24 protein-coding genes and 2 pseudogenes are annotated in these 26,491 nt (G+C 57.1%); 9 read left to right on the plus strand and 17 right to left on the minus strand.

The window, feature by feature from the left end; translation table 11 throughout:
* Window positions 1-154: 154 nt before the first annotated feature.
* Window positions 155-300 (plus strand): annotated as a pseudogene (locus ILFOPFJJ_RS08855) (cation transporter); the annotation flags it as partial.
* Window positions 297-761, plus strand: coding sequence for a preQ(1) synthase (gene queF, locus ILFOPFJJ_RS08860; protein ID WP_173510219.1), 465 nt, complete (start codon window positions 297-299; stop codon window positions 759-761). The pseudogene ILFOPFJJ_RS08855 and the gene queF, both read left to right, overlap by 4 nt.
* A gap of 287 nt (window positions 762-1,048) precedes the next feature.
* Here the strand turns inward: queF and dcd are convergent, their stop codons facing one another.
* The 6 genes and pseudogenes from dcd to ILFOPFJJ_RS08885 all read right to left on the minus strand — a co-directional run bounded on the left by dcd (window position 1,049) and on the right by ILFOPFJJ_RS08885 (window position 7,598).
* A complete protein-coding gene (gene dcd / locus ILFOPFJJ_RS08865; protein ID WP_173510220.1) occupies window positions 1,049-1,615 on the minus strand; it encodes a dCTP deaminase in 567 nt (188 codons plus the stop codon).
* Between the two features lie 1,724 nt (window positions 1,616-3,339).
* On the minus strand, window positions 3,340-3,801 hold the full coding sequence (locus ILFOPFJJ_RS08870; protein WP_173510221.1) for a helix-turn-helix domain-containing protein: 462 nt from the start codon (window positions 3,799-3,801) through the stop codon (window positions 3,340-3,342).
* Window positions 3,802-4,552: 751 nt separating this feature from the next.
* A pseudogene (locus ILFOPFJJ_RS34675) lies at window positions 4,553-4,651 on the minus strand (IS5/IS1182 family transposase); the annotation flags it as partial.
* A 118-nt stretch (window positions 4,652-4,769) separates the two neighbouring features.
* Window positions 4,770-6,158: an FAD-dependent oxidoreductase gene (locus ILFOPFJJ_RS08875; RefSeq protein WP_173510222.1), complete on the minus strand. Its 1,389-nt coding sequence runs from the start codon at window positions 6,156-6,158 to the stop codon at window positions 4,770-4,772.
* Window positions 6,155-6,469, minus strand: coding sequence for a (2Fe-2S)-binding protein (locus ILFOPFJJ_RS08880; RefSeq protein WP_173510223.1), 315 nt, complete (start codon window positions 6,467-6,469; stop codon window positions 6,155-6,157). Before ILFOPFJJ_RS08880 ends, ILFOPFJJ_RS08875 begins: the two co-directional genes overlap by 4 nt.
* Complete coding sequence (locus ILFOPFJJ_RS08885; RefSeq protein WP_312032692.1) at window positions 6,453-7,598, minus strand: NAD(P)/FAD-dependent oxidoreductase; 1,146 nt, start codon at window positions 7,596-7,598, stop codon at window positions 6,453-6,455. Before ILFOPFJJ_RS08885 ends, ILFOPFJJ_RS08880 begins: the two co-directional genes overlap by 17 nt.
* A gap of 177 nt (window positions 7,599-7,775) precedes the next feature.
* On the opposite strand from ILFOPFJJ_RS08885, the gene ILFOPFJJ_RS08890 reads away from it, so the two are divergent.
* On the plus strand, window positions 7,776-8,210 hold the full coding sequence (locus tag ILFOPFJJ_RS08890; protein ID WP_246299564.1) for a Rid family hydrolase: 435 nt from the start codon (window positions 7,776-7,778) through the stop codon (window positions 8,208-8,210).
* 4 nt (window positions 8,211-8,214) lie between these two features.
* On the opposite strand, the gene ILFOPFJJ_RS08895 is transcribed toward ILFOPFJJ_RS08890, so the two are convergent.
* From ILFOPFJJ_RS08895 to ILFOPFJJ_RS08905, 3 genes are all read right to left on the minus strand, one after another.
* The gene (locus ILFOPFJJ_RS08895; protein ID WP_173510224.1) at window positions 8,215-9,087 is read right to left on the minus strand and encodes an isocitrate lyase/phosphoenolpyruvate mutase family protein; all 873 of its coding nucleotides are present in this window, start codon (window positions 9,085-9,087) and stop codon (window positions 8,215-8,217) included.
* Complete coding sequence (locus ILFOPFJJ_RS08900; RefSeq protein ID WP_173510225.1) at window positions 9,087-10,244, minus strand: pyridoxal phosphate-dependent aminotransferase; 1,158 nt, start codon at window positions 10,242-10,244, stop codon at window positions 9,087-9,089. Before ILFOPFJJ_RS08900 ends, ILFOPFJJ_RS08895 begins: the two co-directional genes overlap by 1 nt.
* A gap of 239 nt (window positions 10,245-10,483) precedes the next feature.
* Window positions 10,484-11,389: a LysR family transcriptional regulator gene (locus ILFOPFJJ_RS08905; RefSeq protein ID WP_246299565.1), complete on the minus strand. Its 906-nt coding sequence runs from the start codon at window positions 11,387-11,389 to the stop codon at window positions 10,484-10,486.
* Between the two features lie 149 nt (window positions 11,390-11,538).
* Here ILFOPFJJ_RS08905 and ILFOPFJJ_RS08910 point away from each other — a divergent pair, with 149 nt between their 5' ends.
* The 6 genes from ILFOPFJJ_RS08910 to ILFOPFJJ_RS08935 all read left to right on the plus strand — a co-directional run bounded on the left by ILFOPFJJ_RS08910 (window position 11,539) and on the right by ILFOPFJJ_RS08935 (window position 18,622).
* Window positions 11,539-13,056 carry an alkaline phosphatase family protein gene (locus ILFOPFJJ_RS08910; RefSeq protein WP_173510227.1) on the plus strand — a complete coding sequence of 506 codons (1,518 nt, stop codon included), beginning with the start codon at window positions 11,539-11,541 and terminating at the stop codon, window positions 13,054-13,056.
* Window positions 13,053-14,228: an ABC transporter ATP-binding protein gene (locus tag ILFOPFJJ_RS08915; protein ID WP_173510228.1), complete on the plus strand. Its 1,176-nt coding sequence runs from the start codon at window positions 13,053-13,055 to the stop codon at window positions 14,226-14,228. The genes ILFOPFJJ_RS08910 and ILFOPFJJ_RS08915 overlap by 4 nt, the downstream gene beginning before the upstream one ends.
* A gap of 104 nt (window positions 14,229-14,332) precedes the next feature.
* The gene (locus ILFOPFJJ_RS08920) at window positions 14,333-15,202 is read left to right on the plus strand and encodes a carbohydrate ABC transporter permease (protein WP_246299566.1); all 870 of its coding nucleotides are present in this window, start codon (window positions 14,333-14,335) and stop codon (window positions 15,200-15,202) included.
* Window positions 15,199-16,035 (plus strand): carbohydrate ABC transporter permease, encoded by an 837-nt coding sequence (locus tag ILFOPFJJ_RS08925; protein WP_173510230.1) that lies wholly within the window; start codon window positions 15,199-15,201, stop codon window positions 16,033-16,035. Before ILFOPFJJ_RS08920 ends, ILFOPFJJ_RS08925 begins: the two co-directional genes overlap by 4 nt.
* Before the next feature lie 25 nt (window positions 16,036-16,060).
* Window positions 16,061-17,314: an ABC transporter substrate-binding protein gene (locus ILFOPFJJ_RS08930; RefSeq protein ID WP_173510231.1), complete on the plus strand. Its 1,254-nt coding sequence runs from the start codon at window positions 16,061-16,063 to the stop codon at window positions 17,312-17,314.
* A 135-nt stretch (window positions 17,315-17,449) separates the two neighbouring features.
* The gene (locus ILFOPFJJ_RS08935) at window positions 17,450-18,622 is read left to right on the plus strand and encodes an aminotransferase-like domain-containing protein (RefSeq protein WP_173510232.1); all 1,173 of its coding nucleotides are present in this window, start codon (window positions 17,450-17,452) and stop codon (window positions 18,620-18,622) included.
* 66 nt (window positions 18,623-18,688) lie between these two features.
* On the opposite strand, the gene ILFOPFJJ_RS08940 is transcribed toward ILFOPFJJ_RS08935, so the two are convergent.
* The 8 genes from ILFOPFJJ_RS08940 to ILFOPFJJ_RS08975 all read right to left on the minus strand — a co-directional run bounded on the left by ILFOPFJJ_RS08940 (window position 18,689) and on the right by ILFOPFJJ_RS08975 (window position 26,455).
* On the minus strand, window positions 18,689-19,564 hold the full coding sequence (locus tag ILFOPFJJ_RS08940; protein WP_173510233.1) for an endonuclease/exonuclease/phosphatase family protein: 876 nt from the start codon (window positions 19,562-19,564) through the stop codon (window positions 18,689-18,691).
* Between the two features lie 7 nt (window positions 19,565-19,571).
* On the minus strand, window positions 19,572-20,387 hold the full coding sequence (locus tag ILFOPFJJ_RS08945; protein WP_173510234.1) for a class I SAM-dependent methyltransferase: 816 nt from the start codon (window positions 20,385-20,387) through the stop codon (window positions 19,572-19,574).
* Window positions 20,388-20,452: 65 nt separating this feature from the next.
* A complete protein-coding gene (locus tag ILFOPFJJ_RS08950) occupies window positions 20,453-21,586 on the minus strand; it encodes an aminotransferase-like domain-containing protein (RefSeq protein WP_173510235.1) in 1,134 nt (377 codons plus the stop codon).
* The gene (locus ILFOPFJJ_RS08955) at window positions 21,583-22,524 is read right to left on the minus strand and encodes a DMT family transporter (RefSeq protein WP_173510236.1); all 942 of its coding nucleotides are present in this window, start codon (window positions 22,522-22,524) and stop codon (window positions 21,583-21,585) included. The genes ILFOPFJJ_RS08950 and ILFOPFJJ_RS08955 overlap by 4 nt, the downstream gene beginning before the upstream one ends.
* A 97-nt stretch (window positions 22,525-22,621) precedes the next feature.
* On the minus strand, window positions 22,622-23,419 hold the full coding sequence (locus tag ILFOPFJJ_RS08960; protein WP_173510237.1) for an SDR family NAD(P)-dependent oxidoreductase: 798 nt from the start codon (window positions 23,417-23,419) through the stop codon (window positions 22,622-22,624).
* A complete protein-coding gene (locus ILFOPFJJ_RS08965; protein ID WP_173510238.1) occupies window positions 23,412-25,040 on the minus strand; it encodes a hypothetical protein in 1,629 nt (542 codons plus the stop codon). Before ILFOPFJJ_RS08965 ends, ILFOPFJJ_RS08960 begins: the two co-directional genes overlap by 8 nt.
* A complete protein-coding gene (locus ILFOPFJJ_RS08970) occupies window positions 25,040-25,648 on the minus strand; it encodes a CDP-alcohol phosphatidyltransferase family protein (RefSeq protein ID WP_173510239.1) in 609 nt (202 codons plus the stop codon). The genes ILFOPFJJ_RS08965 and ILFOPFJJ_RS08970 overlap by 1 nt, the downstream gene beginning before the upstream one ends.
* 24 nt (window positions 25,649-25,672) lie before the next feature.
* The gene (locus tag ILFOPFJJ_RS08975) at window positions 25,673-26,455 is read right to left on the minus strand and encodes a phosphocholine cytidylyltransferase family protein (RefSeq protein ID WP_173510240.1); all 783 of its coding nucleotides are present in this window, start codon (window positions 26,453-26,455) and stop codon (window positions 25,673-25,675) included.
* Window positions 26,456-26,491: the final 36 nt, after the last annotated feature.

Here is a 26,491-nt window from a genome sequence, read left to right on the forward strand (position 1 = left end):
TCGGGCATGCCCACACAGTCCGGGAGAACGACCGCTCTCAGGTCTCTCTTCGCTCGAACTTGGTGGAACTGAAGAAGAGATGAGTGACTAGTTCGGTATTCAGGCAAGTAGCTGGATCTTCGGTCTTGTTCTTGCCATCGCCAGGGCGATGCTGGTTGGCGACGGCCATGATAGTTGCGACCGCATCGAGGATGCGATCCGCGCCTCCATCGGGGCGCCTGTATCGCGATTTATGTCGAGCCGGAAGGCGAAAAGGCGCACGGCGTGCGTGTTAAAGCTAGTGGAGCACTACGGAAATGACAAAGACGGACGTATCAGGACTTTCACAACTTGGAGCAAAGGTCGGTCAGCCTCAAAGCCCGGAGGAGGCGGTGCTCGAAAGAGTACCGAGCGGCCATGCGGGCACGGAGTTCGCCGTCCGCTTCACAGCACCGGAGTTCACCTCGCTCTGCCCGATGACCGGGCAGCCGGACTTCGCCCATATCGTCATCGACTACGTGCCGGACGGCTGGCTGGTGGAATCGAAGTCGCTCAAGCTGTTCCTGCATTCCTTCCGCAACCACGGCGCTTTCCACGAGGATTGCACCATCGACATTGCCAAGCGGCTGGTGGAATTGCTTTCGCCCAAGTGGCTGAGAATTGGCACCTATTGGTATCCTCGCGGCGGTATTCCGATCGATGCCTTCTGGCAGACGGGCAACCCCCCAGAGGGCGTCTGGCTTCCGGACCAAGGCGTGCCGACCTATCGCGGCCGCGGGTAATTTATGCGCTGTTGCGTCGGCCTTATTTCGACGAGGCCGACCGGCGGAGAAGTCATAAACCGTAGGAATGTTCTCGCCCGGACCACCGGACGCGACGTCGGATACGCCGACTGCAATTCAACTCGGTTATGCCGGATGTATGATGTAGAGCATCTACAGAATTGCCGTGGAAAGGCGGCCATCAGATCACTCCTCACCAGGCGAATGCATAGATGAGGCGCGCAGAGGTCAAGCGAATCGACTGGTGGCGGAACGGGGAATTCTAAGCCGACTTGCGAGCTGGATAGTTATCCCTTCTTCGCGTTCGTTTGTCCCGCAAACCGGCCCTCATAGCCTCGGACAGGCGTGCCAACTGTCTGTTCAAAGATAAGCTGACATATCTTCATGCCGGGGCGAAGTTTAATCGGAAATTTGTTGTGGTTCACCATCTCAAGCCGAATCTGCCCCGAAAAACCCGCATGAATGGTAGGCGCTGTCAGATGAATACCTATCCCCAATCTGGCAAGTGAGCTCTTGCCCTCAACCCTCGCTGCTATGCGCGATTGGGACTTAAGTTCGACATATTCCTTTGTCCATGCCAACAACATCTGGCCAGGCTTAAAGTCATATCCTAGTGCGGGATCAATATCGTGGGGGGAAGTAGTCTCCCCTAGTATTTCTTCGTGATTATACTGGACGTCCGAAGGGTCTATTGTTATCGCCAAACCGCCCTTTGGCTCTTTGAAAAGAGTTAGCCTTCCGTCAAGCGTCAAATCAAGACTGGTGGAGCTGTAGAAGGATAGATCTGGGTCTGGATCAACAATAATGGCGCCAGTCTGTATGGCAATCTGTATTTCGCGGTCAGTCAAAATCATTGCGCGTCAGTCCCGGTAACCCAATTATTCAACCACCACCGCTTCAGGGACCCAAACACGCCAAGAGCCAGAAATGGTTTCTCTCGGCAATTCAACTAGGAGGCTGTTTCGATCTCGGTTAATCGGGTATCCGATGTCGAGTCCGTTATCCTTGATGGATCTCTGGTGGACGACCAACTTTTCTGGCCCACTCGTCGTATCGACGGTAACAATCACCTCGCTGGGATGTGTCCCATGACCGACTTGGGTGACTTTAACTTTCATAGCCCATATTCCTCCATTTTTGGACATCAGACCGAAAGTCGACTGATTCGCATATCGTGGATTTCTTTCTCCACATCTTTTTCTCATAGAGAGAACAAAATGGGAACAAAAATCTGATGCACCTTACTACACTCTCTAATTAGTAAACAAAGCGTTTCCGCCGCGTGGCAAATCACATCCTTTTACAGAAAGCTTGTCGCACGCTGATCAAGTTCTGACTCCAGATCGGCTGGGCCGACCGTTGCTCGATACCAGCCTGAACAGTTCCACCTTAGTTGTCGGCTTCCTGACTAAGTCGGACATGAAACACCGACTGTCAGAGCGATCCCATTGATCTAAAATGCTTTCCGGCGTCGGCACGGCACTTGCTTCGCCCAGTACAACTGAGCACAGCATTGATTGAGGGGATCTCCATGAACAACTCTGATTTTCTAAGGTTCAGGAGCGCCAGATACCTCAAAAATCTTTATTTTTTTGGAGGAACAGGAAGATGAAAGGAAACCCATGGTATAAAGTCCTTCTCAAGGAACTTATATACAAAACATGCCATTCTCCAATCTACAGAACAGAGGAATACCCTACGAGGCGAACGTCACTATTCGTGCTCGCTACAGTTACCCTGTCGACATTTAGCACGCCGCTACAGGCTGGCACCCTTCGGGTGATGAGCGACGCCTCCTCCCCGCCTCAATGAGCACGGTCAACTTTACACGGGCAAAGTAAACCAAGAGAAGGTCGCCGTCCTTGCATCCGCCCATGAGGAAATTAATCTGAAATACATATTCGCGCGACATTTGTCTATATATCAACAGTCCGGGCGGGGAGGTGGACACCTTAAAACGGCCTCACGACAGGACGATCGGTCCCAGCACGACAGCTCCGACGCCGATGGCAACGGCGTCATAACGTTAGTCTTCAGGGCGTCTTCGAGTATCGCCAGATAGTTCTCCCATGCGCTCCCTCAAACGCGCCCGAATTGATCAGTAAGATTTTGAACCCTGGTGGCTCGGTGATCGTAGGACCCCCACGTCGTCATGCCGGATTAAAGCACAAGTCCGAGAAAACGTCGCATCGACTATCATGTTTGCAGGATTTGCAGGGACATACGAGAAACGTCGGACTGCGCCGTCCCTCAGTGGAGTCAAGTCCCCAACCTGTCAATGGCTGTCCGCGCGGGCACTCCCAATTGCGGCCGCCAACATCATCTCGCAACAGAGCTTGTCTTTCCCGTCAGGGACCTCCTTACTACGTCAGCGGCATCGACGAGGGCGTCTCTGATTTCTGCGGCGGAAAACGTCGCGGGCGCGCTCAGACGCTCTCGGAGGTCTGACGCCACGTCCTACGCCGTGCCGGCGATCCCAATCTGCTCGCGCGTATAGCGTAATCGACGGAGCGATCGAGAAGACGGCCGACCTCGTAAGGCGACCGCTTCTCGGGCTCGTTTGAATCGGTTGTGAGACTCATGGACTGTTCTTAGGGTGTGCCTGAGCCGTTCGATCCTGTTCGGCGAGCACTTTCACAAGGCCAAGGGTCCGGCTCCGCACCTTTTCGTCGGTGATCCGGGAGAAGGCACGAATGAGCGCAAGACCTTCATGGGTAGACGCGAAGTCCATGATTTCTGGTTGTAGCGTCTTTTGGCCACTGCGGTCGCCGTCGTCGTCTGCCGTTGCGCCCGGCATATCTTCGAAGAAGTAGGAAACTGGCGCGTCCAGTGCGTCTGCAATCTGTTGGAGGCGGCTTGCACCTACACGATTGATACCCTTCTCGTATTTTTGTACCTGCTGAAACGTCACTCCGATAGCCTCCGCGAGCGCCGTTTGTGTGAACTGCATCCACACCCGGCGCATCCGAATTCGATGGCCGACATGTATATCGACGGGTTCAGGCTTTCCGCTCGTTTTTTCGGGGTTAGGATTCAGCATGCACTTCTCCGTGTTGTTCAGCGATAGAAGTTTCCGCTTGTCGCGGCTTCGCTAGTGTCTGTCTCAGTGCCAACCCCCCGCGATTTGCGATAAACCGCAATAGCAGACCGCACGTCAAGTCAGATAAAGAGGAACGGAACCGCTTGCCGGGGGCAGTCGGTCCCGGTTTCCGCCCTCAGGCGACTGCTCACGGCAATAATGGGGTTCTCTGATTGCGGAGCTGATTGCAAGTTCCCTTTCGACTTATATGTTCCTGCCGGTTCTATGGTTCTCGTCGCGGTTAACACTGGGTCGCCGCATGTTGGCGTTCGGGACGTGGGGACCTCAATGTAATCGACGCAGTACCTTAAATTAGGGCTGGCTCCCCACGTACAGAGGTCACCGACGCCAATCACCGGCAGGGACATAATACCGCCAGAAGGGCGGATGTTCTACAAGCTTAGCCGGTGATCAAGCGGCCGTCTCCTCCTTCAACCAGCGGAATTCGCTGCCGTGATGCCGATGCATGACCACTGTCAGCTTGGGGGCGACGGCTACAGGGGCTCTCTTGCTTCAGCGCGGGAGAGCCTGGGCTTAGTGGATGGAAATATGAGGAATCCGTTCGCGAGTTTGCGACCAACAACATCCTGCATGCAGGGTGCGCAAAGCACCGGAATGCATGGCGCCCTGCTGAGACGACCTGAAGACATTAGAGAGGTGGTGAATGAAGCAATTTCAGAAGTTTGCGCTCCATGAATTTCAGTCGATTTAATTCGTAGAAATAACGCTGAAAAGTTGAACAGGGTGGGAAATCCTTCGGCAGCATCCACCACTGGTAGCCCCTCGAGGCGAAGTAAAGCAGAGCGTTCAATTCACCGCAACATGGATGTGCAGCCGACACCTGAGATCCGTCTTGGCTACAAATTCAATGTCCTTGCTGATCATCAGGAGATCATTTTTCCGGAAGTGTATCGCGAAGGGGCGCGCCTTTAGTCGCCATAGTGCTTTGTCGACGCAAGTTGTCCGGCTGTCAAAGGGCGAAGCGGCGGCCGCACGCTTGCAGGTTCAAGGCGGCCGAGTTCGGCACCCAGTTGTTCGCTCAAGATTGCGGAGGTTGCCATCGAGCACATCTGGCCCCGGCAGACACCCATACCCGCGCGTGTGTGCGCCTTGAGCCGCCGCATGCCAGAAGCACCGTTTGCGACCGCGGCTTGGATATCTCGTCCTAGGACTTCCTCGCAGCGGCAGAGTATTACGTCGGCATTCGGTCGCAGGAAACTCGCTGGTGGCCGATAAGCTATATCCATGAATGCCCTCGCGCGGGCAAGCCGCTCATGCTTCCCTCTGAGATCGCGAGCAATTCTGTCTTTCGTTGCTTCCGGTATCGCCCCCCGCCGATAGGCGATGTTCAAGACACTCAGCCTGCCGGAGATCCCGGCCGCGTCTGCGCCGAAGATGCCACGTCCGTCGCCGGCCACCATCACGTTCGGAATCGATGTTTCCTGCCAGACATCGGTCACCGGCTGCCAGCATAGTTGGCGATCGTTCCAAACGTGGTCGGCCCTGACCAATTGTGTGATCTGGGTATTGGGGACGACGCCAAAATGCAGGAGGACGACATCGCAATTCAGCGCCGCAGTACGTCCACCGACCGTATATTCGACGCCGGTCACGCTGTCTTTTCCGAGAATTCTTGCGCCTTGCAAAGAGGCGACACCGTTGATTCCAGTCGTGCGACCGAGGAGCCTCAATCCCTGCAACAGAACCTTCGGTGCCAGAAATGCGCTCGGAAGATAAGGCGCCGCTCGAAGCAAATCGACGAGGGCCGTCGTCTGGAGCAGCGCGACGACGTCCGCTCCTGCGGCCAGAAGCTGCTTTGCAGCAAGAAGGAGGAGTGGCCCGCATCCCAATAGCGCGACGCGCCCCTCGGGAATGCGTCCAGACGTCTTCAGCATCAGTTGCGCGGCGCCCGCAGTCATCACTCCAGGCAGCATCCAACCGGGTATCGGCACGGGTCTTTCGAGGGCGCCGGTTGCAACGACAACGGCTTCAGGCCGGACGGAAAAACTGCTGCCTTGGTGCAGATAGCTGACCTCGAGTGGATCCGCTGCCACGTCCCAGACCGATGCTTGCGCCAAATAAGTGACACCACTTTCCCGAAAACGCCTGGCGATCAATGCTCCATGGGCATCATCTTTATCCAAGACACCGCCGTTTCTCTTTGCTTGTCGCTCCGCCATTTCGATGTCTCGAAACCTCTGGCCACCAGGAGCAGGTTGTTCATCGAGGACCAGCACGGAAAGCCCGAACTCGGCGGCTTGGATCGCCGCAGTCATGCCAGCAGGACCGGCGCCGATGACGATGACATCCGAACTCATGTCTCTCGCCCCTTGAGGTGGAGCGACGGGAGTCGATTTTGCCTGCGAATGGTCATGTTTTTCCGCACCCGCACCATGCACGCCCGTTGATTTGCATGGCCGTTTACTTCCACGAGACACTCGAAACAGATGCCCGTCAGGCAGTAAGGGCTCCGGCGCCGCCCGCTCACCTGGCTAGTGCCGGTGTAGCCCGCCTTGGCAGCAAGAAGTGCTGTAGCTACGGTCTCTCCTTCCCGGGCGGCAATGACGCAGCCCTCAAAGTTCAAGCTCATGGACGAGAGCCGATTGGTCGTTTCATGCGGGTTGTTCATCGCGGAACCTTTCCAGTCCAAACGGCTCAAGTAGGCGATCTCTTGCACCCTCCATGATCCACTGCGGCAGGAGACGCGTATGCAGCGCCGCCAGGGTGATGCCGCTGTGGCATGAAACGACGAACGCTCCCGGCTGTTCGCTCGATTCCTGATAGATCGGATAACCGTCTTGGGTCCGTGGCCTGAGACAAGCCCAGCACCGGTTGATTTGCACAGATCGCAGTGATGGCAGTCTTTCGACCGCACTTTTCGCAAGCTCCTTGAGGACTTCAACCGTGGTGCGGTCGTCGCGGCCAGCATACTCACTCGAGCTACCGATCATCACCGTGCCTTCGACGTTCTGTCGCAGGAAGCCGCTGATCGGGTACTTAAACACCTGGTCGATCCGTTCGGTCACGATGATCTGGCCGCGTTCCGGACGCACCTTCAACTGGAGCCCGACCTCTTTGGCGAGGGGCGGAATGCCCAGGCCGGCGGCGATGACGACTCTTGGAGCCGAGAACTGGCCCGCCGGTGTTCTCACAAAAAAAGCGGTCGTATCTCGAACAATGCGGTCGACGATGTGGCCGAAGAGATAGTGACCACCGCGAGCCTGGTAGGCGCGAAGGAGGCTGGAATAGAATTTCAGGGGATCGACCGCTCCGTCAAGCGGGCTGAAGGATCCCCCGCTTACAGCCTCTCCCAGACCGACATGGCCCAACAGCGCGTCAACTTCGTCCCTGTCGAGAATCTCGTTCCGGTACTCTGCCCCCGCGCGCTGCGAGAACTCTTCAATGTGTCTTCTTTGCTCGTCGAGCTCGCGGTCTCCCACGGACAAATAGACCTTGCCGCGCCCTTGGAAACGCGGATCGATACCGGAACACTCACGAAGCTCCTCCGCAAACAAGGGCCACAGTCTTCCAGACGTCAGCGAAAGGCGGAAATAGGGGATATTGCTGAACCCCTTGTTGGAGACGGAGATCATTCCGAAATTTCCGCGCGAGGCGCTGAAATCGGCATCGTTCCCATCTAGTACTGCGACCCTCAGTTGGCACTTGACGAGGCCATATCCAATGCACAGGCCGACGATACCACCCCCTACGATGACGACATCGAAGGTCCCGGAGCTTTTCGGTCGGCTCATGTTCATTTGGCGGCTCCACGGTTGTGGAAGATATTTGCCTCGTCATTGTATGCGTCACGAGAAGTTTTCCGCAGTCAACCCCGTTAAGTAGGTAGTTGTGTCCAATGTCCTTTCTGGCATGGTTCTTGCCGAAAAGAACGCGCGGTAGAACGGCTTTGAATAGCCACGGACGCTGGTGTCAGGATGACCAACTGCTGCATTGGTAACAGCGCAGCATCCTTGAGCGGGGAATATCGAGAGGAGCGCAAGATGAACGGGTCATTTCCTGTCATGCGCGCGCCGGGGGTTGCTCCCGGGCGCAGCTCGGGATCCGCATTCGGCAACCTCGTCTGGGCTGTAGCAACGTCGGATGACAAGACTCTCAGCCTGAAAGGACAGATCGAGGCGAGTTTCCGCAAGATCGAGCGTGTTCTCGCGCATTTTGAGACCGACAAGCGCTGCTTGATTTCCGTGAATGTCCTGCTGGCGGATGTCGAGCAGAAGAAGGAGTTCGACGTCAACTGGAGGGAGTGGGTCGGTGATGACCCGGACCATTGGCCCCAGCGCTGCTGCGTCCAGGCCATCCTTTCGGCCGGGACCTTGGTTGAGATTTCAGTCGTCGCCGCCCGCCCGTCGTAACCAGCTACCTCAGGAAGCGCTTTTCGCTGTCTTTTGCGGCTTCCATGTTCTGAAGGCGGAAGATCTCCTCCACAGAGACAATGTCCCTGCTTGCGTTCAGGGCGCCACCATCGGCGATGATGCGACGAAATGTGTCCCGCATCGCGGTAACGGCTGCACGCAGCCCGTGATTGCCGTAGATGACCATGGCAATCGTGTTCAGGGCGCGAACGCGCTTCTCGTTCATTTCCGGGTAGGATGTCGGGACGATCACAAGCGGCACGGCGCCTTTCCAGGTGCGCGCGAAGCTTTCGATTTCGTCCGGTGTTTTCCGTTTCGAGTGAATGAGGATCATGTCGGCGCCCGCCGCCTCGTAGGCGGCCGCCCGCGCCAAGGCTTCCTCTTCTCCGAGTCCGGCGATCAAAGCTTCGGTTCGCGCGATGACAAGAAAGTCCGGATCACCCCTAGTCGCGATCGCCGCTTCGAGCTTGCCTTGGAACTCCTCCGTACGGACCAGTTCCTGCCTGCCTCCGGCAACAAGGCTCGTGACCTTCGGAAAGGTCTTGTCCTCGATGACGACGGCGCTTGCACCCGCACGTTCATATTCGCGCACCGCGTGTGTGACGTTCAAGGCATTGCCATACCCGGTATCGATGTCGGCGACGATCGGTATCGAGACACGGCCGGCCATGGCCCGCAGCATGTCGAGATGCTGGGACATCGAGACGAAACTCATGTCGGGCAGGCCATGCAGCGCCGAAAGCTCGAAACCGGAAGCCCAAATTCCGTCGAAACCGGCCTCCTCGACGAGAATGGCGGACAAGGGGCTGTGCGCCGCCATGACGTGAATGAGGCCGCGCTCGGCGATCCGATTTCTGAGGGTTATGGAAGCGCTCATTATTTTCCTTCTTCAGTAAGAGCTGCGCAGGCAGCGATAATCCTGTCGCAAGCACGCTCGAGATCAGCCGGTTCTGCGGCATATGATATGCGGACGTATGGTGCGGCCATAAAGCCGCTCCCGGGAACGACCGCAACGGCGAATTCGCTCAAAAGATACATGGCAAAGTCGGTATCGGTTTTGATCAGCCGGCCAGCCGGTGTCCGCTTTCCGATCGTCCCCGCGCAATTGGCAAAAGCATAAAATGCTCCCTCTGGCAGCCGGCAGCTTAAGCCCTCTGCTTGGTTGAGTTTTTCCACCACGAGATCACGACGCGCCCGAAACGCTTCGACGAAACCGGCGACGTACGCCTGCCCGCCGGCGATGGCTTCGATAGCCGCATATTGCGATATCGAACTTGTGTGGGACGAAGTTTGCCCCTGAATGACATTCATGGCCTTGATCAGCGGCTGGGGTCCCGCGCCGTAGCCGACGCGCCAACCGGTCATCGCATTGGCTTTCGAAACGCCGTTGACCACAAGCGTCCGCTCGAACAAATCGGGCGCGACCGAGGCGATGGCCGCGAACGAGGCGTCGTAGACGAGCTTTTCATAAATGTCGTCGGACAGCACGAACACCTGCGGATGACGACGCAGCACTTCCGCAAGCTCGGCTAGATCGCCGGCAGAGTAGACAGCTCCAGTCGGATTGTTGGGAGAATTGAGCATCAACCACTTCGTCTGCAGTGTGATGCACGCCTCAAGCGCATCTGCGCGTAACTTGAAACCGTGGAACTCGGTGCATGGCACCAGAACGGGCACCCCGTCGGCGAGAGTGACCATATCCGGATACGAGACCCAACATGGCGTCGGAATGATAACCTCATCGCCGGGATCCAGGCTGGCAAAGAGCGCATTGAAAACAACCTGCTTGGCGCCGCAACCGACGGTGATCTGATCCGTCGCATAATCGAGGCCATGATCGCGCATCAGCTTTTCCTGGATCGCCTCACGAAGAGGTCCAACGCCGGCAACAGGCGTGTATCGCGTCTTGCCGGCGCGAATGGCGGCGATGCCCGCGTCCTGGATAGACATGGGGGTGTCGAAGGCGGGTTCGCCCTGGCTGAGCGCGATGACGTCGGCTCCTGCTGCCTTGAGCTCAGCAGCTCGAGCGGTCATTGCCTTCGTTTCGGATGGGCGAACAATTTCAAGGCGACGTGCAACAAGGGCCAACGGTTTGCTCCCGGAAACGGCGATCGGCCGTCTGCCCTCGCAGCACTTCCGCCAGAAAACGGAGAGAGACTTACCGGCGACGGTGCGGAACGATCAAAACAACTGCCATTCCTATACGTGCCCTGCGTGTGGATCCGCAAACAAGGTTATCGAATTCATCAACAAGAGTATCGCATTATTCGATATTACCTCGTCTCGACACCATGTTTGCGGAACAGGCGGACGAGCCAACGACAGAACATCCGTGCGAGTTCCGGATTGTTGCCGCGGTCGACTGCATAGGCACGATAGAGCATTCCACTTGCAACCCGTGTGCCCGGGACCACCTTCAAAAGACCGTCCTGGATGAGGTCGCTAACGATGATTTCCGGCGCGACCAGAAGGCAATTCCCCTTCGTAATCGCAGGCAGTGCGAGGTAGTGATGATCGTAGCGGGCGCCGGAGTTGATATCACCCGGCGTTAGGTTCATCGCCCTGAGCCACGTAGGCAATATGTCCGGACGAGACGTGATGGTGAGGAGCGGCATGGTGCGGACCACTGTTTGACCCTTGCCCGAAATATGGGTGGATGATCCGACGCAGACGATGTGTTCGGAGTGGAGCTCCCACTGATCTGCCGGCTCTACGATCGAAAGATCACGTGTGATTAAAACATCGAAACCATCGTCTGAAGTGGGCGGTGCAAGCGAATTGACGATATCGACGACGGCGCCACCACACTCCTGGGAAAATGCTTGAATATTTGGAACGAGCAAGGTGTAGGCGAGGGTAGTCAATGAAGTGCGCACTACAATCCGGTTGATGTCCCCTTTTAGCTTGCGCCGCATTCTCTGCGCGGTAAAGCAGATCGTATCTAACGGTTCGGTCACCGTGTTGGCAAACAGCCTGCCGAACTCCGTCAGTTCGGTGTTGCGCCCGCGGCGCTCGATGAGCTGAGCCCCGAGGTACTCTTCTAGAACTGCGAGGTATCGACTGGCCGAACTCTGGGTCATCCCCAGAGCCTTGGCCGCTCGAGTGACATTTCGCTCCCTCGCTATACTGACGAAGGCGCGGATCGCATTGAGGGGAACGTCCTGGTTTTCGCCAGCCAAGGTCGGCTCCTTTGGTATCTTGGATATTTTCGCACTCATAATCGACATACTCGTCCTTGCAATCACATTTCTTGATAGTTGTCACTTAGCTGTCGCTCTGCGCCGATAGTTGGCCCCCGAAGTCAACTGCAAAAAAATGGTGCGGCCTCATGAAATTTCTGGTTGTCAGCTTCGACGGTCTACGTCCGGATCTAGTCTCCGCAAGCCTCACACCTAATATTTGCCGCCTTCAATCGCTTGGCATTACATTGTCCCGCCACCGGACGGTCTATCCGAGCGAGACTCGGGTGGCCTTTCCCAGCCTTGTGACGGGAACGACCTCAAGCGGGCACGGCATGGTCGGCAACAAGTTTGTCGACCGGTCCGTCGTCCCGAACCGATATATCGATACTGCCGACGCCGTCCTGCTCGACCGGTTGAACCGGGAAAGCAATGGCAATCTGATGACGGCACCAACGCTCGGAGAATTACTGGCGGGTTCCTCGAAAACCATGGCGGTTCTTGCGACCAACACGCCAGGAACGACTCGGCTTTTTCATCACAAGGCTGAGGATTTCGGTCACGTCCGGTTCTCCGGCCACTTCCGCGAGGCGTGCACGCCAACGGCTGTGCTCGCGGAGCTTGAAGCGGGACTCGGTGCGCTTCCCCCTGCGCCCGAAAAGGGCGAACCCGACACATCTGGACAGGTGTGGATCACCTCCGCCTTCTTGGATTACGTCTGGCCCAAGCTCAAGCCCGATGTGACGATCCTTTCGTACGGTGAACCGGATACAACGTCGCATTTTCACGGGACGGCTTCCGCTGTTACGCGCTCCATCACCGAATTTTGCGATGCTCAGTTCGGGCGTGTTCTCGATTGGTGGGAGGCGGAAGGACGCGATGCGGGCGTGCAGATCGTCATCCTTTCCGATCACGGTCACGTCACCGCACACACACGTGTCTCCGTCACCTATGAACTCAGATCTGCCGGCTACTCCCCCGGTGCGGCCCCGGAATCAGGCGTCGACGTGGTTGTCGTGCCCGGTCAGGTCGGTGCGCTCTATCTTGCCGATCGATCCCAGGCGAACCTCGCCCGCCTAGTCGAGACTCTCATGAACCGCCCCTGGTGCGGGCCGATCTTCACCGCACCAAAAAACTCGGTGGAAGGGCTGGCGCCCGGCAGTTTCGCAAGCACGCTGGTGTTCGCTGACCATCATCGCGCCCCGGATGTCTATTTTTCCTTCAAGACGGACGACAGCATCGACGCCTTTGGAATGCGGGGTGGGACCTTCTACGACAACGACCGTGTTCCTGGCCTCGGCGTCCACGGCGGTCTGCATCCGAAGGAGCTTGCCGCCGTTGGATTAATGGCTGGATCGGCTTTCCGGGGCCGAGGGCTGATCTCGGAGGTTCCCTCCGGCATTTGCGATATCGCGCCGACTATTCTCCATCTCCTCGGTTTGCCCGTTCCAGCCCCGATGACGGGGCGCGTCCTGCGCGAGGCCTTGTCGGAGGCCGGTCCCGCCACGCCGGAGCTGCGCATCGAATGCGAGACGTTACAGACAGGTTTGAACGCCTACCGACAGGAACTCCACCGCGTCCGCGTCGACGGCACGACGTATATCGATGGCGCGACCGTGGCCAGCACCAGCTCCACCCACAGGAAAGAATTTGAGGCCGCCGAATGAGCAGCATTGATTTCCATGAGATCGAGAAGTCCTACGGCGCCACGCCGATCCTGAAGAAAGTCTCGCTTTCAATCGCCGACGGGGAGTTCCTGACGCTGCTCGGGCCATCAGGCTGCGGGAAATCGACGCTGCTCAGGATTCTGGCAGGGCTTGAGCTTCAAAACGCCGGGACGGTATTGATCGGCGGGCGCGTTGTGGACGGGGTCCGTCCGAAGAAGCGCGACGCGGCGATGGTGTTCCAATCATATGCGCTCTACCCGCACATGACTGTGGCCGACAATATGAGCCTGCCCTTGCGAATGCGACGTCTGAATGCATGGCAGCGGCTGCCGTTGATCGGGCGCCTGTTGCCGGGCACGCGCGGCGCCTCGCAGGAGATTGCGGCGGAAGTCGCTCGAACGGCTGAAGCGCTCGGCATCGATCATCTTCTAACCCGCAAGCCGGGGCACCTGTCTGGCGGGCAGCGGCAGCGCGTCGCCGTCGGCCGGGCCATGGTCCGGCATCCCGCGGTCTTCCTCATGGACGAACCGCTCTCGAACCTCGACGCCAAACTGAGGGTTCAAATGCGGGCCGAGATCAAGGAATTGCACCAGCGGCTCGGCGTCACCTTCGTCTACGTCACACACGACCAAGCCGAGGCAATGACACTGTCGGACCGGGTGGCGGTAATGCTGGACGGGGAGTTGCTGCAGGTCGCTCCGCCGCAGGAAATCTACGCCGATCCAGATGATCGTCGTGTTGCGGAATTCATCGGCTCTCCCAAGATAAACATGATCGAGGGCGTGGTGAGCGCGCCCGGCCGCGTCAGCGTCGCCGGAACGACGATAGCATCGGACATTCGCGCCGACGTCGGCGCGCACCTGACGCTTGGCATCCGTCCCGAAGCCTTCCGTCTCGGCGCATACTCCGAACGGGGCGCCATCAGTGGGACGGTCAGGCTTATCGAGCACATGGGTTCCGACCTTTACGTCCATCTGGACGTCGCCGGCGTGAAACAGCCGGTGGTCGCCCGCCTGCTGGCTGAGCGAGCAGCAAGCATCTCAATTGGACATTCTCTCAGCCTGTCAGTTGAGCCGGAGCGCGTACTCTATTTCGGCGACGACGGCCGTCGCATTCGAGCTCACGACAAGCCTGCCAAAGCAGCAGCGGCCCTCGTCCGGGAGACTGCTTGATGGGCAGCGTCACCTCAATCGTCGAGAAGCGGAACCAAGCCAGCAAGACTCCGAAGCGAAACACCGGACGCGTCGCGTCGTCTTCAGAGCGTCGGCGACATCGTATGTTGGAAATCGCCGCCTCGTGGTTACTTGCCGGTCCGGCGCTCGTGCTGCTGATCGTCCTGTTCTTCCTGCCGGTCCTGGGGGTCTTCGCGATTGCACTCACCGACTGGCAGTTCGGTGCCAGCTCGCTTGCCTTTGTGGGCTTAAGCAACTTCCGGGAAGTCTTCGCCGACGAAGGCTTCCGCGTGTCGCTGGCCAATACGATCCTATATGTCCTGATCGTTGTACCTGGCACCATTATCCTCGGACTTGTGATCGCGCTGCTCATCGAAAGCGGCAAGTCTTGCCGCGCCTTCTACCGCGCCGTTCATTTCCTGCCCTTCATGGCGACTCTGACGGCCATGGCCATCGCCTGGGAGGCTCTGCTGCATCCCACGATCGGCCTCGTCAACCAGACCCTTGCCGCTCTCGGGATCCCGACCGCCAATTGGTTGCGCGACGAGGCTACCGTGCTGCCGGTACTGGCCGTCATCGGCATCTGGCAGAATCTCGGCTATGCGATGGTGTTGTTCCTCGCGGGGCTGAAGTCCATCCCGCGGGACCTCTATGACGCCGCCGACATCGACGGCGCCGATGCCTGGCTCGACCGCTTGCGCACCGTGACGCTGCCGATGCTCGGTCCCGTCACCATGTTCGTCTTCATCGTCGTGGCGCTGAAAGCCTTTGAGACCTTCGACACCGTGCAGGTGCTCACCCAGGGCGGGCCGGGCCATTCGTCCGAAATGCTGCTCTTCACGCTCTATCGCGAGAGCTTCGAATATCTGCGCACCGGCTATGGGGCCTCGGTTGCCGTCGTCTTTCTCTTCATCGTCGTAGCGCTGACGCTCATCCAGGCCTGCGTCATGGACAAAAGGGTTCACTACCAATGAGCATCAATCGCTTCGCCCCACCCGCTGCCATTTTCCGCCACGTGGTGCTTCTCACCACCGGCACGCTGATCCTCATCCCCTTCGTGTGGATGGTGTCGCTATCGGTCAAGCCGCCGGGAGAGATCTTTCGAGAGCACTTCTCCCTCTGGCCCGAGCATTTCTACGGCATCGCGAACTACACCAAGGCGCTGACGAGCTCGTCCCTGCCGCACTACATGCTCAATGGCGTCATCGTCTGCACCATGATCCTGGCGCTGCAGATCGCCGTCTGCGCGCCGGCGGCCTATGCGCTCGCTAAGCTGAACTTCCCCGGCCGCAACCTGATCCTCGGTATGGTTCTAATCGCGCTGATCCTGCCGCGTGAGGTTCTGTCGTTGCCGCTGTTCATTCTCGGCTACCACCTCGGCATTCTTAACACCTATGCAGCGCTGATCTTTCCCTATGTCGTATCACCGTTTGGCATCTTCCTCTTTCGGCAGTTCTTCAAGACCATCCCCGACGACGTCGTCCATGCCGCTCGCCTCGATGGTCTCTCTGAGCTTGCCATCGTCTGGAAAATCATGGTCCCGATGGCGCTTCCGGCGATCATCGCCTTTGCCATCTTCTCGGTAGTAGGTCATTGGAACAGCCTGTTCTGGCCACTGATCGCAGTCCGAGACCAGAACTTTATGCCGCCCCCGCTCGGCATCATGGCCTTCAAGAATGAAGAAGCAGGCAATGACTATGGTCCGCTCATGGCTGCATCCACGATCGTCGTCGGTCCCCTAATCATTGCATTTCTCTCAGCCCAACGCTGGTTCGTCGACGGACTATCAGGTGCAGCCGTTAAATAATCGAACGACATTAGGAGATATACGAATGAGACTTCCACGACTCGCGGCGATTGCGAGCCTCTTCACCCTGGTCGCCCCTGCTGCACTCATGGCAGAAACCATTACTCTTTCGGTGATTCATGGCAGCCCCCCAGGCGTCTATCAAGAAGTTACCAAGCGGTTCATGGAGGAACATCCTCAAATTCAGGTCGAACTCGAAGCGCCGGCACTGACGGCGGAAGATGTTACTCAGCGGGTGATAAGAGGGTCCCTCATCGGCGCCACACCAGACGTCGCATTCCAGGGATTCAACCAGATCCGCACTCTTGGTGAGCGCGATCTTGCTGTGTCATTGGAACCCTTTATCTCGTCAGAAAAGGATTGGAACAGTCTCGGCTACATTCCATCAATGCTCGATCTCGCAAAATTTCGTAGCAAGACTCTAGGGCTACCATTCGGTATCTCGACGCCCATTATCTACTACAATGCCGATCTCGTCAGACGTGCGGGCGGCGACCCCAGTAGATTTCCCAGTGATTGGCATGCCATCACCGAGCTCGCGAAGAGGATCCAGGCAATTGGCGATGGTACAATGGGCATCTACTTTCAGTACTACGACGTCAGCGGAAACTGGACGTTCTTTTCTTTAATACAGAGCCTTGGCGGCGACATCATGTCTAAGGACGAGAAGGCCGTTGCATTTGATGGACCGATAGGTCTGAAAGCCCTTGAGATTATGCGCTCCATTGCAGAAGCAGGTCAGGTCGAAATGACCTCGGCACAAGCCTCTCAAGCGTTCGAGGCAGGGAAGCTGGGAATATTCATCCGGTCAAGCGTTCGAACCGCCCAACTAGAGGAAGCCTCCAAGGGGAAATTCACATTGTCCACCGCGCCGTTCCCAATCTTGGCGAACGACGGACGCCTACCGGTTGGTGGTACCGCGGCGGTTATGCTGACTCAAGATTCGAGCAAACAGGCAGCGGCCTGGGAATACATAAAGTTCGTGACGGGGCCTATCGGGCAGACGATCGCGGCAAAAAGCACAGGCTATGCGCCAGGAAATATGATCGCAGCGAAGGAGAAGCAATTTCTGGGGGGTTTCTACGCGACGTATCCTAACTACATGACCAGCATCAATCAGTTGCCGGATATGACATCTTGGTACGCGTTCCCAGGCGAGAACTCGCTAAAAATAACTGACACAATCCGCGATCACCTCCAATCCGTCATGACACTCAAGTCACAACCCGATACCGCGCTTAAGGCGATGGTCTCGGACATCAAAGCCCTGCTTCCCTAGCTACATTTTCCCCCGCGGCCCCGTGAAAAACTCGGTCGGGGCCGGTGCGACCATACTCAGAGGCAACACTCCCTCGTAACGTTGTGTTGCCAATCGGCGCGACCAACGAGTGACCCAAGAGAGACACAACGGGCAATGAATACAAATAACGCCAGCGCAAATAATCTTCCGTCAACGACGCCTTTCCCCCTTCTAAGGGACACGACTCTCGACCTGACCCGAAATCTCCCACCGTTCTCTCCTGATTTCAGTCAACTGACTCATGTTGACCTGAAGGAAACACTCGGGATCGTACAACTTACACAGGTGATGCGTACACCTCGATACGAGGGACTGCCCGGTGATCGAAACGCAGGTGCTAAATGGATCCGCACCAGATTGGGCCAGAATGTCTCTCCGGAAGATGTTGTCGTTACGAACGGCACCACTATGGCCCTGGCATTGGCAGCGCGTAGAGTTGTGAAGAGTGGATCGATCGTACTCACGGATCAGCTTGCGTGCTACGGGTTTCAATCGATTCTGCAGTTTCTCGGGATTCCTCTCGTCGGTGTCGCAATGGACGAGTATGGTCTATTGCCTGACGCGCTCGATGCGGCGTGCCGGTGTCATAAAGCCGCAGCGCTGTTCCTGGTACCAACCCTTCACAATCCTACTACCATAACGATGCCCGAACAACGGCGGCTCGAGATCATCGAAGTTGCGCGACTACATGGTCTTGCTATTTTGGAAGACGACATCCTCGGTTTGATCCACCATGCGCCGCCACCGGCTTTTGCTTCGCTTGCGCCCGACATTACCTGGTACGCTACAGGACTATCCAAGTGTGTGTCACCTGGAATGCGCGTGGCATACCTTCGTCCGCCGAGTCCTGAAGAGGCGGCGAAATTCGTTAGCCATTACAAGACGATGTCGATGTGGTTCGTGGCACCGATTGTCGCGGAAATGGCACAGCAGCTGATTGAGAACGGAACCGCCGCAAGAATTCTATTAGAGATTCGGGATGAAGCGCGAACGCGCCAAAAAATCGCGCGCAGCATCTTGACTAGGGGGACCTTTTCGAGCGCTCCGGAGGCCTTCAATATCTGGTTGGAAATGCCGTTCGGATCATCGTCGGCTGACTTCGTAGAGGCAATGCGCGCACAGCGCATTTTATTGCGAGTTGGCGATCCCTACTCAGTAGCACCGTTTGCGCCAATCAGTGCCGCTCGCGTCTGTTTGGGTTCCGCTCCCTCGCGTGACGATTTGGCCTTGGCCTTGCATAAAATCGCAAACTGGTTGGAGCCCCAAATATCGATCGGAGCGCGATAGCCACCGGACGCTGGTGTAACTTTGAGTTGAGGTGTCTCTCGCGAGCTTCGACGAATCGGCGACTATTTAAAATTCAAAACGGAAGGCCACTGGCAAGTGGTCGGATGCTATCGTTTCAGCCAACACTTCCGCGGACTTGACTTTGTCCGCCATATCAGGCGACACGAAGCAGTAGTCAATTCTGCGTCCCAAGAATGTGACCCCATCGGAGCTCTGCGTAGCGGCGGTTTCATTACCGCCATGAACCAGCGTCCAAGCGTCCATCAGCCCTCCCACAAATGGTGTCATCCTACCGTGTCGCGAATGACGATCGCCAACAATAAGTGAATAGTCTTCCGAGCTAGGATCGAGATTGAAATCACCCAGCACAATCGAAGAGTTGGGGACGTAAGAGGGACAAGGCTCAGCGGTCCAACTCGTGTCGCTGTGTTCGCCTGCAATAGGTGGCCCTTCACGCTCCGCGCCCCGAAAAATCTCGAGGAAACGAGATACATGCCCCTGCTTGCATCCCGGCAGAGGATAGCTCAGATGGACTACATAGACTCGTATAGTACGACCGGCCATATCCACGACGGCCTCGATCATGCCGCGGTGAATGCTCAGCTGCTTTGCGGCTCGGTAGCTTTGAAAGCTATGGTGCCGAATAGTAAGTATCGGAAAGCGCGACAGCAGTAGGTTGCCGAATTGTCGACGATTGTCGATCAAATCTTGCGCATCGGGCGACTTCAGAATATCGACAGAAGGTACCCAAGCTAGATAGTAGTTGGGGAAAGCTTGTGCGAGAAGGGCGACCTGATCGTCGTTGTTTGACCGGTCCCAATGTCGATCAACCTCCTGTAAGGCTATCAGATCATACCCCGTGATCGCATCAATAGTCCTTGAAAGATCGTAGACTCCGTCGGTCCCTTTCCCATATCGAATGTTAAACGTTACTACGCGCATGACAATCTCACAGCTCTTTTTGGAACGATTGCGGGGCTGACGGTCGCCGGCCAATGATGGCCATGACGTTGCCGTTCTCAACAAAAACGCCGTCCTTGCTTAGGTTGAGCAGGAACGATCTCAGCCCAGTTTCAAATTCCGTCTGCTTTAGGCCCAAAACCCCAGGGCACGCGCGTGACGTTGACAACACATAACCTATGAGGTCATCGACCGTCCAAGACACAGTGTATGGGAACCGGACGAGTTCAACGCTTGAAAATGGAGAGGCCCGCATCACGTCCTCATGACTCCGATCAAGCGGCAATCTCGTTCCGCTTTTCCCGGCTGGAATTCGATCGCCGTGCCAATGATCCACGAAATTCCAGAGGGGATCGAACCACCCGTTGGGTTGGCAGACCAACCTCTCCTTGTCGATCACGACGACACCGCCACCGCTATCGACGGAGCGAGAAAGAAGGTGGAGCGTTTCGGCGCGGCTCATATAGTGGAAACTTTGGCCCATTGTCACCAGCCGAAACTTCCCGAGGCGGGGACCGACGTCGTCAGAGCGGCCGATCTGAAACTCGACGTTTTCGGCCTTCTCTTCAGCTTGCGCGGCCCGCGCTTGACCAAGCATGGAAGGGTCTGGATCAACGCAAAGTACGCTAAGAGCGAACTTTGATATTGGAATTCCCACAAGACCGGTCCCTGCGCCAAGGTCCAGGACATGACCGCTATGCAGATCAAACGCGTTATTGAGGTATTGAAATAACTGCGCCGGATAGGGGCGCCGATGTTTCACATAATATGCCGCAGCGCCCTCAAATAGATCAGAATTGTACACCTTTTCTCTCCTTGTGCAGGTTGATCGCAGCGCGAAGGCCAGGCCGTAAGTTGTCTGAACAACGGCTACCTTGCTTCTCGCACAACAGTCGCAACCGAACGCAGTCCTTGCTCAAGCTCGGATGTCAACAACGGTCGCCCCAGCGACACGCGGATTGCGGGTTCGATGCGCGCTTTATCGAGCGTGAACATTGTACTTGTTTGCACGCGCACTCCTCGCGCCAACAACGCATCGTTCACCTGCTGCAAGTCGATGTGGAGTGCTAGCGGGATCCACACATGGAGCGCGAATGGTTGTGTTCGATGGTGTGTATCCGATAAAAGTGACTTTGCGATTTTCTGCCTATTTGAAATCTCTTTTCGAATCTCCTCGAGGATCACATCTGCTCGACCACTCGATAACCACGATGTTGCTATTTCCGCCGAGAGTGGGGAAACGAACCAACTTGATAGACTTGAGATTGGCGCGAGAACTCTCCGCATGTCATCGGGCGAGGGAGCCACGACATGCGCCACCCGCAGACCGATGGAGATCGTCTTTGCCAGGCTCATCAAATACCAGGTAATGTCGGGCGCAATTGCGGCGATCGGTCTAGGCGCATCGGCGAGCAGCAGACTCTGGACGTCATCTTCAACTATTGTGACCTGATACCGACGCGCGATGTCAGCGATCTCACGGCGGCGAGCATTGGACATTATCGCCGTTGTCGGGTTGTGAACCGTCGGATTGCAGTAGAGCGCTCGTGGCCTGTGGCTCTTACAGACTGACTCGAGACCTTCAGCCGTCAGTCCCTCTTCATCAATTCGGGTGCCAACCAATTGGATCCCGAGCAGGTCACAGATAGGTTTCACAGCCGGATATGTAATCTCTTCGGTCGTCAGGACGCCACCAGATCCAACGAGTGAGGCCAAGATAACCAAAAGGGCACTTTGAGTTCCTCCAGATACGACGATTTGTGACAAATCAGGCGCATAACCTAGACGTCGAGCTGTCCACTGGGCGGCCGCTTTTCTATCCAGCTCGTTTCCGAGATATCGATGATGGCGAAGTAAGGTCTTTGCCATTGTTGGCTCACTAATCGCTTCTAGTGCTTCCTTAAGATAGTGCGAAAAGTTTACGGAAGTTGGTGCCATAGTTCGAGTAAGGTCGATTCCATTTGCCATTTCTTTTGCTTCCCGAACGTGATGACCCGATATCATTTCAAATCTCCCCTCTCGCGCGAAAGAAATGAGTAGGGTTCGACATTGAATCGCGGCACGCGAACGGCGGGCGCGAAGCCTGAACGTCTGGTGCAAATTGCCACTGATAAGACAATTACAGCCGCGCTTATGAGCGTTTGCGCGGAAAGGCGTTCGGAAAAAAAGAATACACCGACAGCAGCAGCACAAACCACGCGCAGGTACTCCAACGCTGACGCCTGGCTGAGCGGCAGATACCCATAGCCTCGTGCTAAAGCGACCTGACTCGCCACGAACAACAACGAAATCGCTGTTACTATGGCTAAAGCCTGAGTTGTTGGCGGCGTCCATGCAAAACACGCTGACAAGCCCGCGAGAGGGACGATTAGCGTGGTCCTTAGCCAGGAGGAGAGTATTGCCGGATCCCTCGATCCGAGAAGCTTGAGCAACAGAATTGCGATCGCAGAAAGCAGAGCAGACGCCAACCCTATAAGCAGCCCAGGAAGTGATAGCCCCTCTTCTCCCGGGCTGAGTAGAACTACTACTCCAATCATCCCGAACATATACCCAGCCCACTGGTGCCAGCTGATTTCCTCGCGGAGAAAAAATGTTGCCGCAAAAGCTAGGAATAACGACTTGGTGAAAAATACTGTAGTTGCCGTCGCGACAGGTAGCAACGTTATGCTATATATCCATAGAAGCGATGACATGAACCCGCACACGCCGCAGAGAAGGTAGACATAAAGCCGATTTCTATTGGATGAGATGAAGCAACACCCAATTGGCCCCACCCGGTTTGATGCCATAATCAACGATGTTATTTGTGCGGATATTAGAAGCCTTAGGAATAACATCGTTTCGGCCGAGAGGTCGACGCTGGCAAAACGAATTAGGACATTGGACACGGTAAAAGTCGCAACCTCAAGCAGCAGCCATGCCAATGCTCGTGATCGTGACATCGCCCCCTCCACTACTCATAACCTATTCGCGACAACCGGCTGCTAGACCGCATCATGACGTTTAGTAATCCGGCCTTATCGATCCCTCTTCCTCTGATTAGCTGCTGGCCACGAGTCCGCCGTCCACATACAGGACTTGCCCGGTCACAAACCCTGAAAGCGGTGATACGAAAAACAGCACGGCACCAGCGACATCAGCCGGTGTCGCGAGCCGGCCAAAAGGAATATTGGCGATAGCATTTTGAATAGCTGACGGATCTTGAAGCGCTTCGTCGTTCTTTCGTGTCCGCACGGCACCGGGAGCAACACCGTTCACTGTGATGCCATATGGGGCGAGCTCAGTGGCCTGCTGTTTCATTAGAATAGCCAGGCCGCCCTTTGCGGCGCACATTGCGCTGTAGCCCCGGCCGCGGAAGCCGAGGGAGGACCGGACCGAAAGGAGATGCACCTGGCTGCCTCCTTTAGCGACGGAGACCTGGTGCTTTGCAATGGCTTGGGAGAGAAACATTCCGACTCTCAAGGTCTTCGCATAGACCTCGTCAAACGCCTCTTCGGTCACGTCGAGTAGCTTCTGTTCCTTGTGAAACCCGACACAGTTAACGAGAATGTCAATCGATCCGTGCCGTCCTACCAAGTCGCCAGCGATGTCACGGACTGCCTGAACATCGCAGGCATCGAGCTCGATGCCTTCGGCATCATGGTGCTTCGAGCTCAACGCGTCGGCGAGCCTTCGGGCGAGATCTCCGTTCCGTCCGGCGATAAAGCATTTCGCACCGGCCGAAGCCAACATCTCAGAAATGGTCGATCCGATCGCTCCATAGCCGCCGACAACAAGTGCGACCTTGCCGGTGAGATCGAGCAGCGGCAACCGGGAGGTCCGGGCAATGCTAGTCATCGAATTGCACCCCGACTGTCGAAGTACCGTCCGCGACCATGGCTTCCCTGATTTTCGATTGCTCGAGTTCGCCCTCTTTAGTCGTTTCGACTCGACGCGCGCTCCAAGTGGCGGTCCCGAATTGTTGCCGAAAGACAGGGCCGTCGTTCTCGTTGCTTGCCGCGCCGAGGCGCACGATACCCTCACCGTCCCTGGAAAGAAGGTTGCCCTCGAACGTATAGTAGATCGCCATGGGACTGGCCTCGTGACGCGCCTGAAGTGTTAGGGAGTCGCCAATCATCTGCCCGCTGGCATGCCCGACGGATAGCATGGTGCGATGGGTCGCCTGGACAGCGTGCCCATGCTGCACGAGCTCCAGTGATTGTTCCGAGAAGTATCGGGGATACTTGATCTTCAAGAGCCAAGATCCCGTTCGCTCGTAGAGGGTCCGCGCTTGGGGCGGGTTTGGAGCTGAACGGGGAGAAAGTAGTTCGCTCCGAATGGCCTTTCCGACAATAACGGCCTCCTCCTCTGTGAGGTTGAACGGATCAACGACGATCGAGTTGTTCGTCGCCCAAAAATCATGAATGAGTATTCGCGGACTGCGCGACAGCAGCGCCTCGATCAGCGTCTGCGCATTGACTCCAAGTCTGTTCGCGTCCCAGGACAATCGGACCCTGAGGGCCGTGACAGAGTCGGATGGAAGCAGGAACGTCGCGCTGAGGAATGGGATGCTCCCAATGCTGTCCAGCATAAGGTCCAAGCGGTGACGCCACGCCTTACCCTCGCGCTCTTCAAATCCGTCCGCAAGCCAACGTTCAAGAGCGGCGACCGCGCCGACGATCTCCTCTTTCCCGACCTTGAGCGGGCGGCATGCGCCCTGATGCGGCGGGCCATTAAACCAAGCCGCTGAGCAAAGTGCTTTACTACCCAGTAGCAGCCCTGTTGATTGCGGCCCACGGAGATATTTTCCAGCGGAGTACGCGACCAGATCGGCACCGTTCGACAACCATGGATCAGGATTGCCGGGGCGTAGTCCGGCGGCATCGACCAGAATCGGAACTTGCGCTTGCCGGGCCAGCGGGACGAGGGACCGCAGGGAGATCGCGCTACCGCCGCGCGCCTTGCGACCAAGGAGAACGATCAGTGCCACTTCACCGCTCTCGATCGCCCGTGCCGCTTCACCGACGGTGCTGACGATTAATGGTTTTCCGCCGGCGAGGCGAACGGCTTGGTCGTAGGGAATTCGTTGATCCGAGATCAGAAGCACTCTGTTCGGAACGCCGTCCGCGTCCGGCAGCCGTAACATTCGCTCGGGGTCATTACCGGCGAGGCAGGCAGCGGTTGCAAGCGCCAGGCCGCCAGCGGTTCCAGACGTGACAATCCCCCACTCAGCCCCGGTCAAAGACGCTAGCCGTGAACCGACCGCCTCCGCCAGCTCGTCGAGATCCACGAAGGCCTCCGCGGCGGCATTCATCGCATTGATGACGTCGTCGGCCGGGTTGCTCGCGCCGTAGTTGGTGCGCACGCCAGCGCAATTGATCAGCGGTGAGACGCTAAGTGAACGGTAGATCCACCCGGGCGACTTGAGCTCGGGTGGATTCAGAATTGAAGTGCCTGAGGGGAAGGGCAAAACGCGCATCAAACCGTTCCCCGTTGAACGAGGATCATCGAGGCGGCGACGGCGAAGAGCGTGATCGCCAGGTACATGGCCCGGTTCGGCGATGGTACGCGAACCGATGCGACATGGGCCGCGCTCAAAACAACGAAGACGACGTTTACGGCCGGCAGGAAAGTTGTCGCGGGCATAATGGGCTGGACGAGAAACAGGGCGGCAATCAGGGGAATGTCGTAGGACAACGGCACACCGAAGAACCGGCCGTCATCTGACTTTCCGAAGCTCGCGAAATAGCTCAGGCGAATGGCACCGGCGAGTAGCAACGCCGTGGCGACGAAGAAGGAGACGACCGACGCGCCATTCAGCTGAACGAGAACAATCGCCGGGAGGATTGCGCCATAAATGATATCGCCGAACCCGTCGAGGTTCTTGCCCATCTTTGCCATGTCGGGCGACCGGTTTCGGGTTCTCCTCGCGACCACGCCATCCAGGTGGTCCGCGAGAACGGCCCATAGGGCAGCGCCGACCGCCAGCTCAATGTGCCCCGCGACCGCGAAATAGAGAGCAATCGAGGAGCACAGCAGCCCGGCCGTGGAGATGGCGTTGGCGGGGTCAACGAGGTAGCGAAGCATCTTCTACTCTCCCAAGATTGGTCGTCAGCAGACGATTTCCCGTGCGGTTAAGAACATGGCCTCGGCGAAACGGAGGTCGGCCTCGTTGTCAATCTCGTACCATTTGAGGCCGTCGCACCTGGCGGCCGCGATCTGCAGCCCTCTCCGCCGCACGAGCTTCGACAGAAGCTCTTCAGTGTAGGATTTGACGGCGCCCGCGCTGATGATGATCTCATTGAGATGCGGAACGATCGTCCGGCGCAGATCCTCCCCGGAAAAGCGGATCAGGTTCATCGTTTTGAAAAGTGGTGGCGAGCCGTCGTTGAGGTTCGCTGCCGTCTGTTTCATCCGCACTTCGGCGATATATCCGTTGTTCGTCAAGACGACGGCAGAGCCTTCCATCGTCGGGCTGAACGGAGCGACCGCCGCGACATTGTCCGCATCACCAAGTGTCAGATAGCGAAGCGCGTCGGTTTCGAAAAAGACGTCGCCCTCGAGCAGATAGACGTCGCCGGCCAAAAGTGCGTCGCGCGCCAGCCACAGCGAATAGGCGCTTCCTGTCCGGTCGAAGACATCAGATACGACATAGTCGATGTCGAGATTGCCGAAGCGGCGGCCGCAGGAATACTCGATCGCGTCCTTGCAGTAGCCGACGACGATCGTCACCTCCCGCACGCCGACGGCCTCAAGGTTTCGCAAAGCGTTGTGCAGGATCGGCGTGCCATTGACCTCGACGAGCGGCTTCGGCCGAAAATCGGTATGCGGGCGCAGGCGCGAGCCAGATCCAGCGGCAAGAATGATCGCCTTTCTCGGAGGAATTGCGTGCATGGGTCAAAACCCCTCTATATGGTTGCGGCGACGAAT

This window comes from Sinorhizobium psoraleae (assembly GCF_013283645.1).
In the GTDB taxonomy this organism is placed as follows: Bacteria; Pseudomonadota; Alphaproteobacteria; order Rhizobiales; family Rhizobiaceae; genus Sinorhizobium; species Sinorhizobium psoraleae.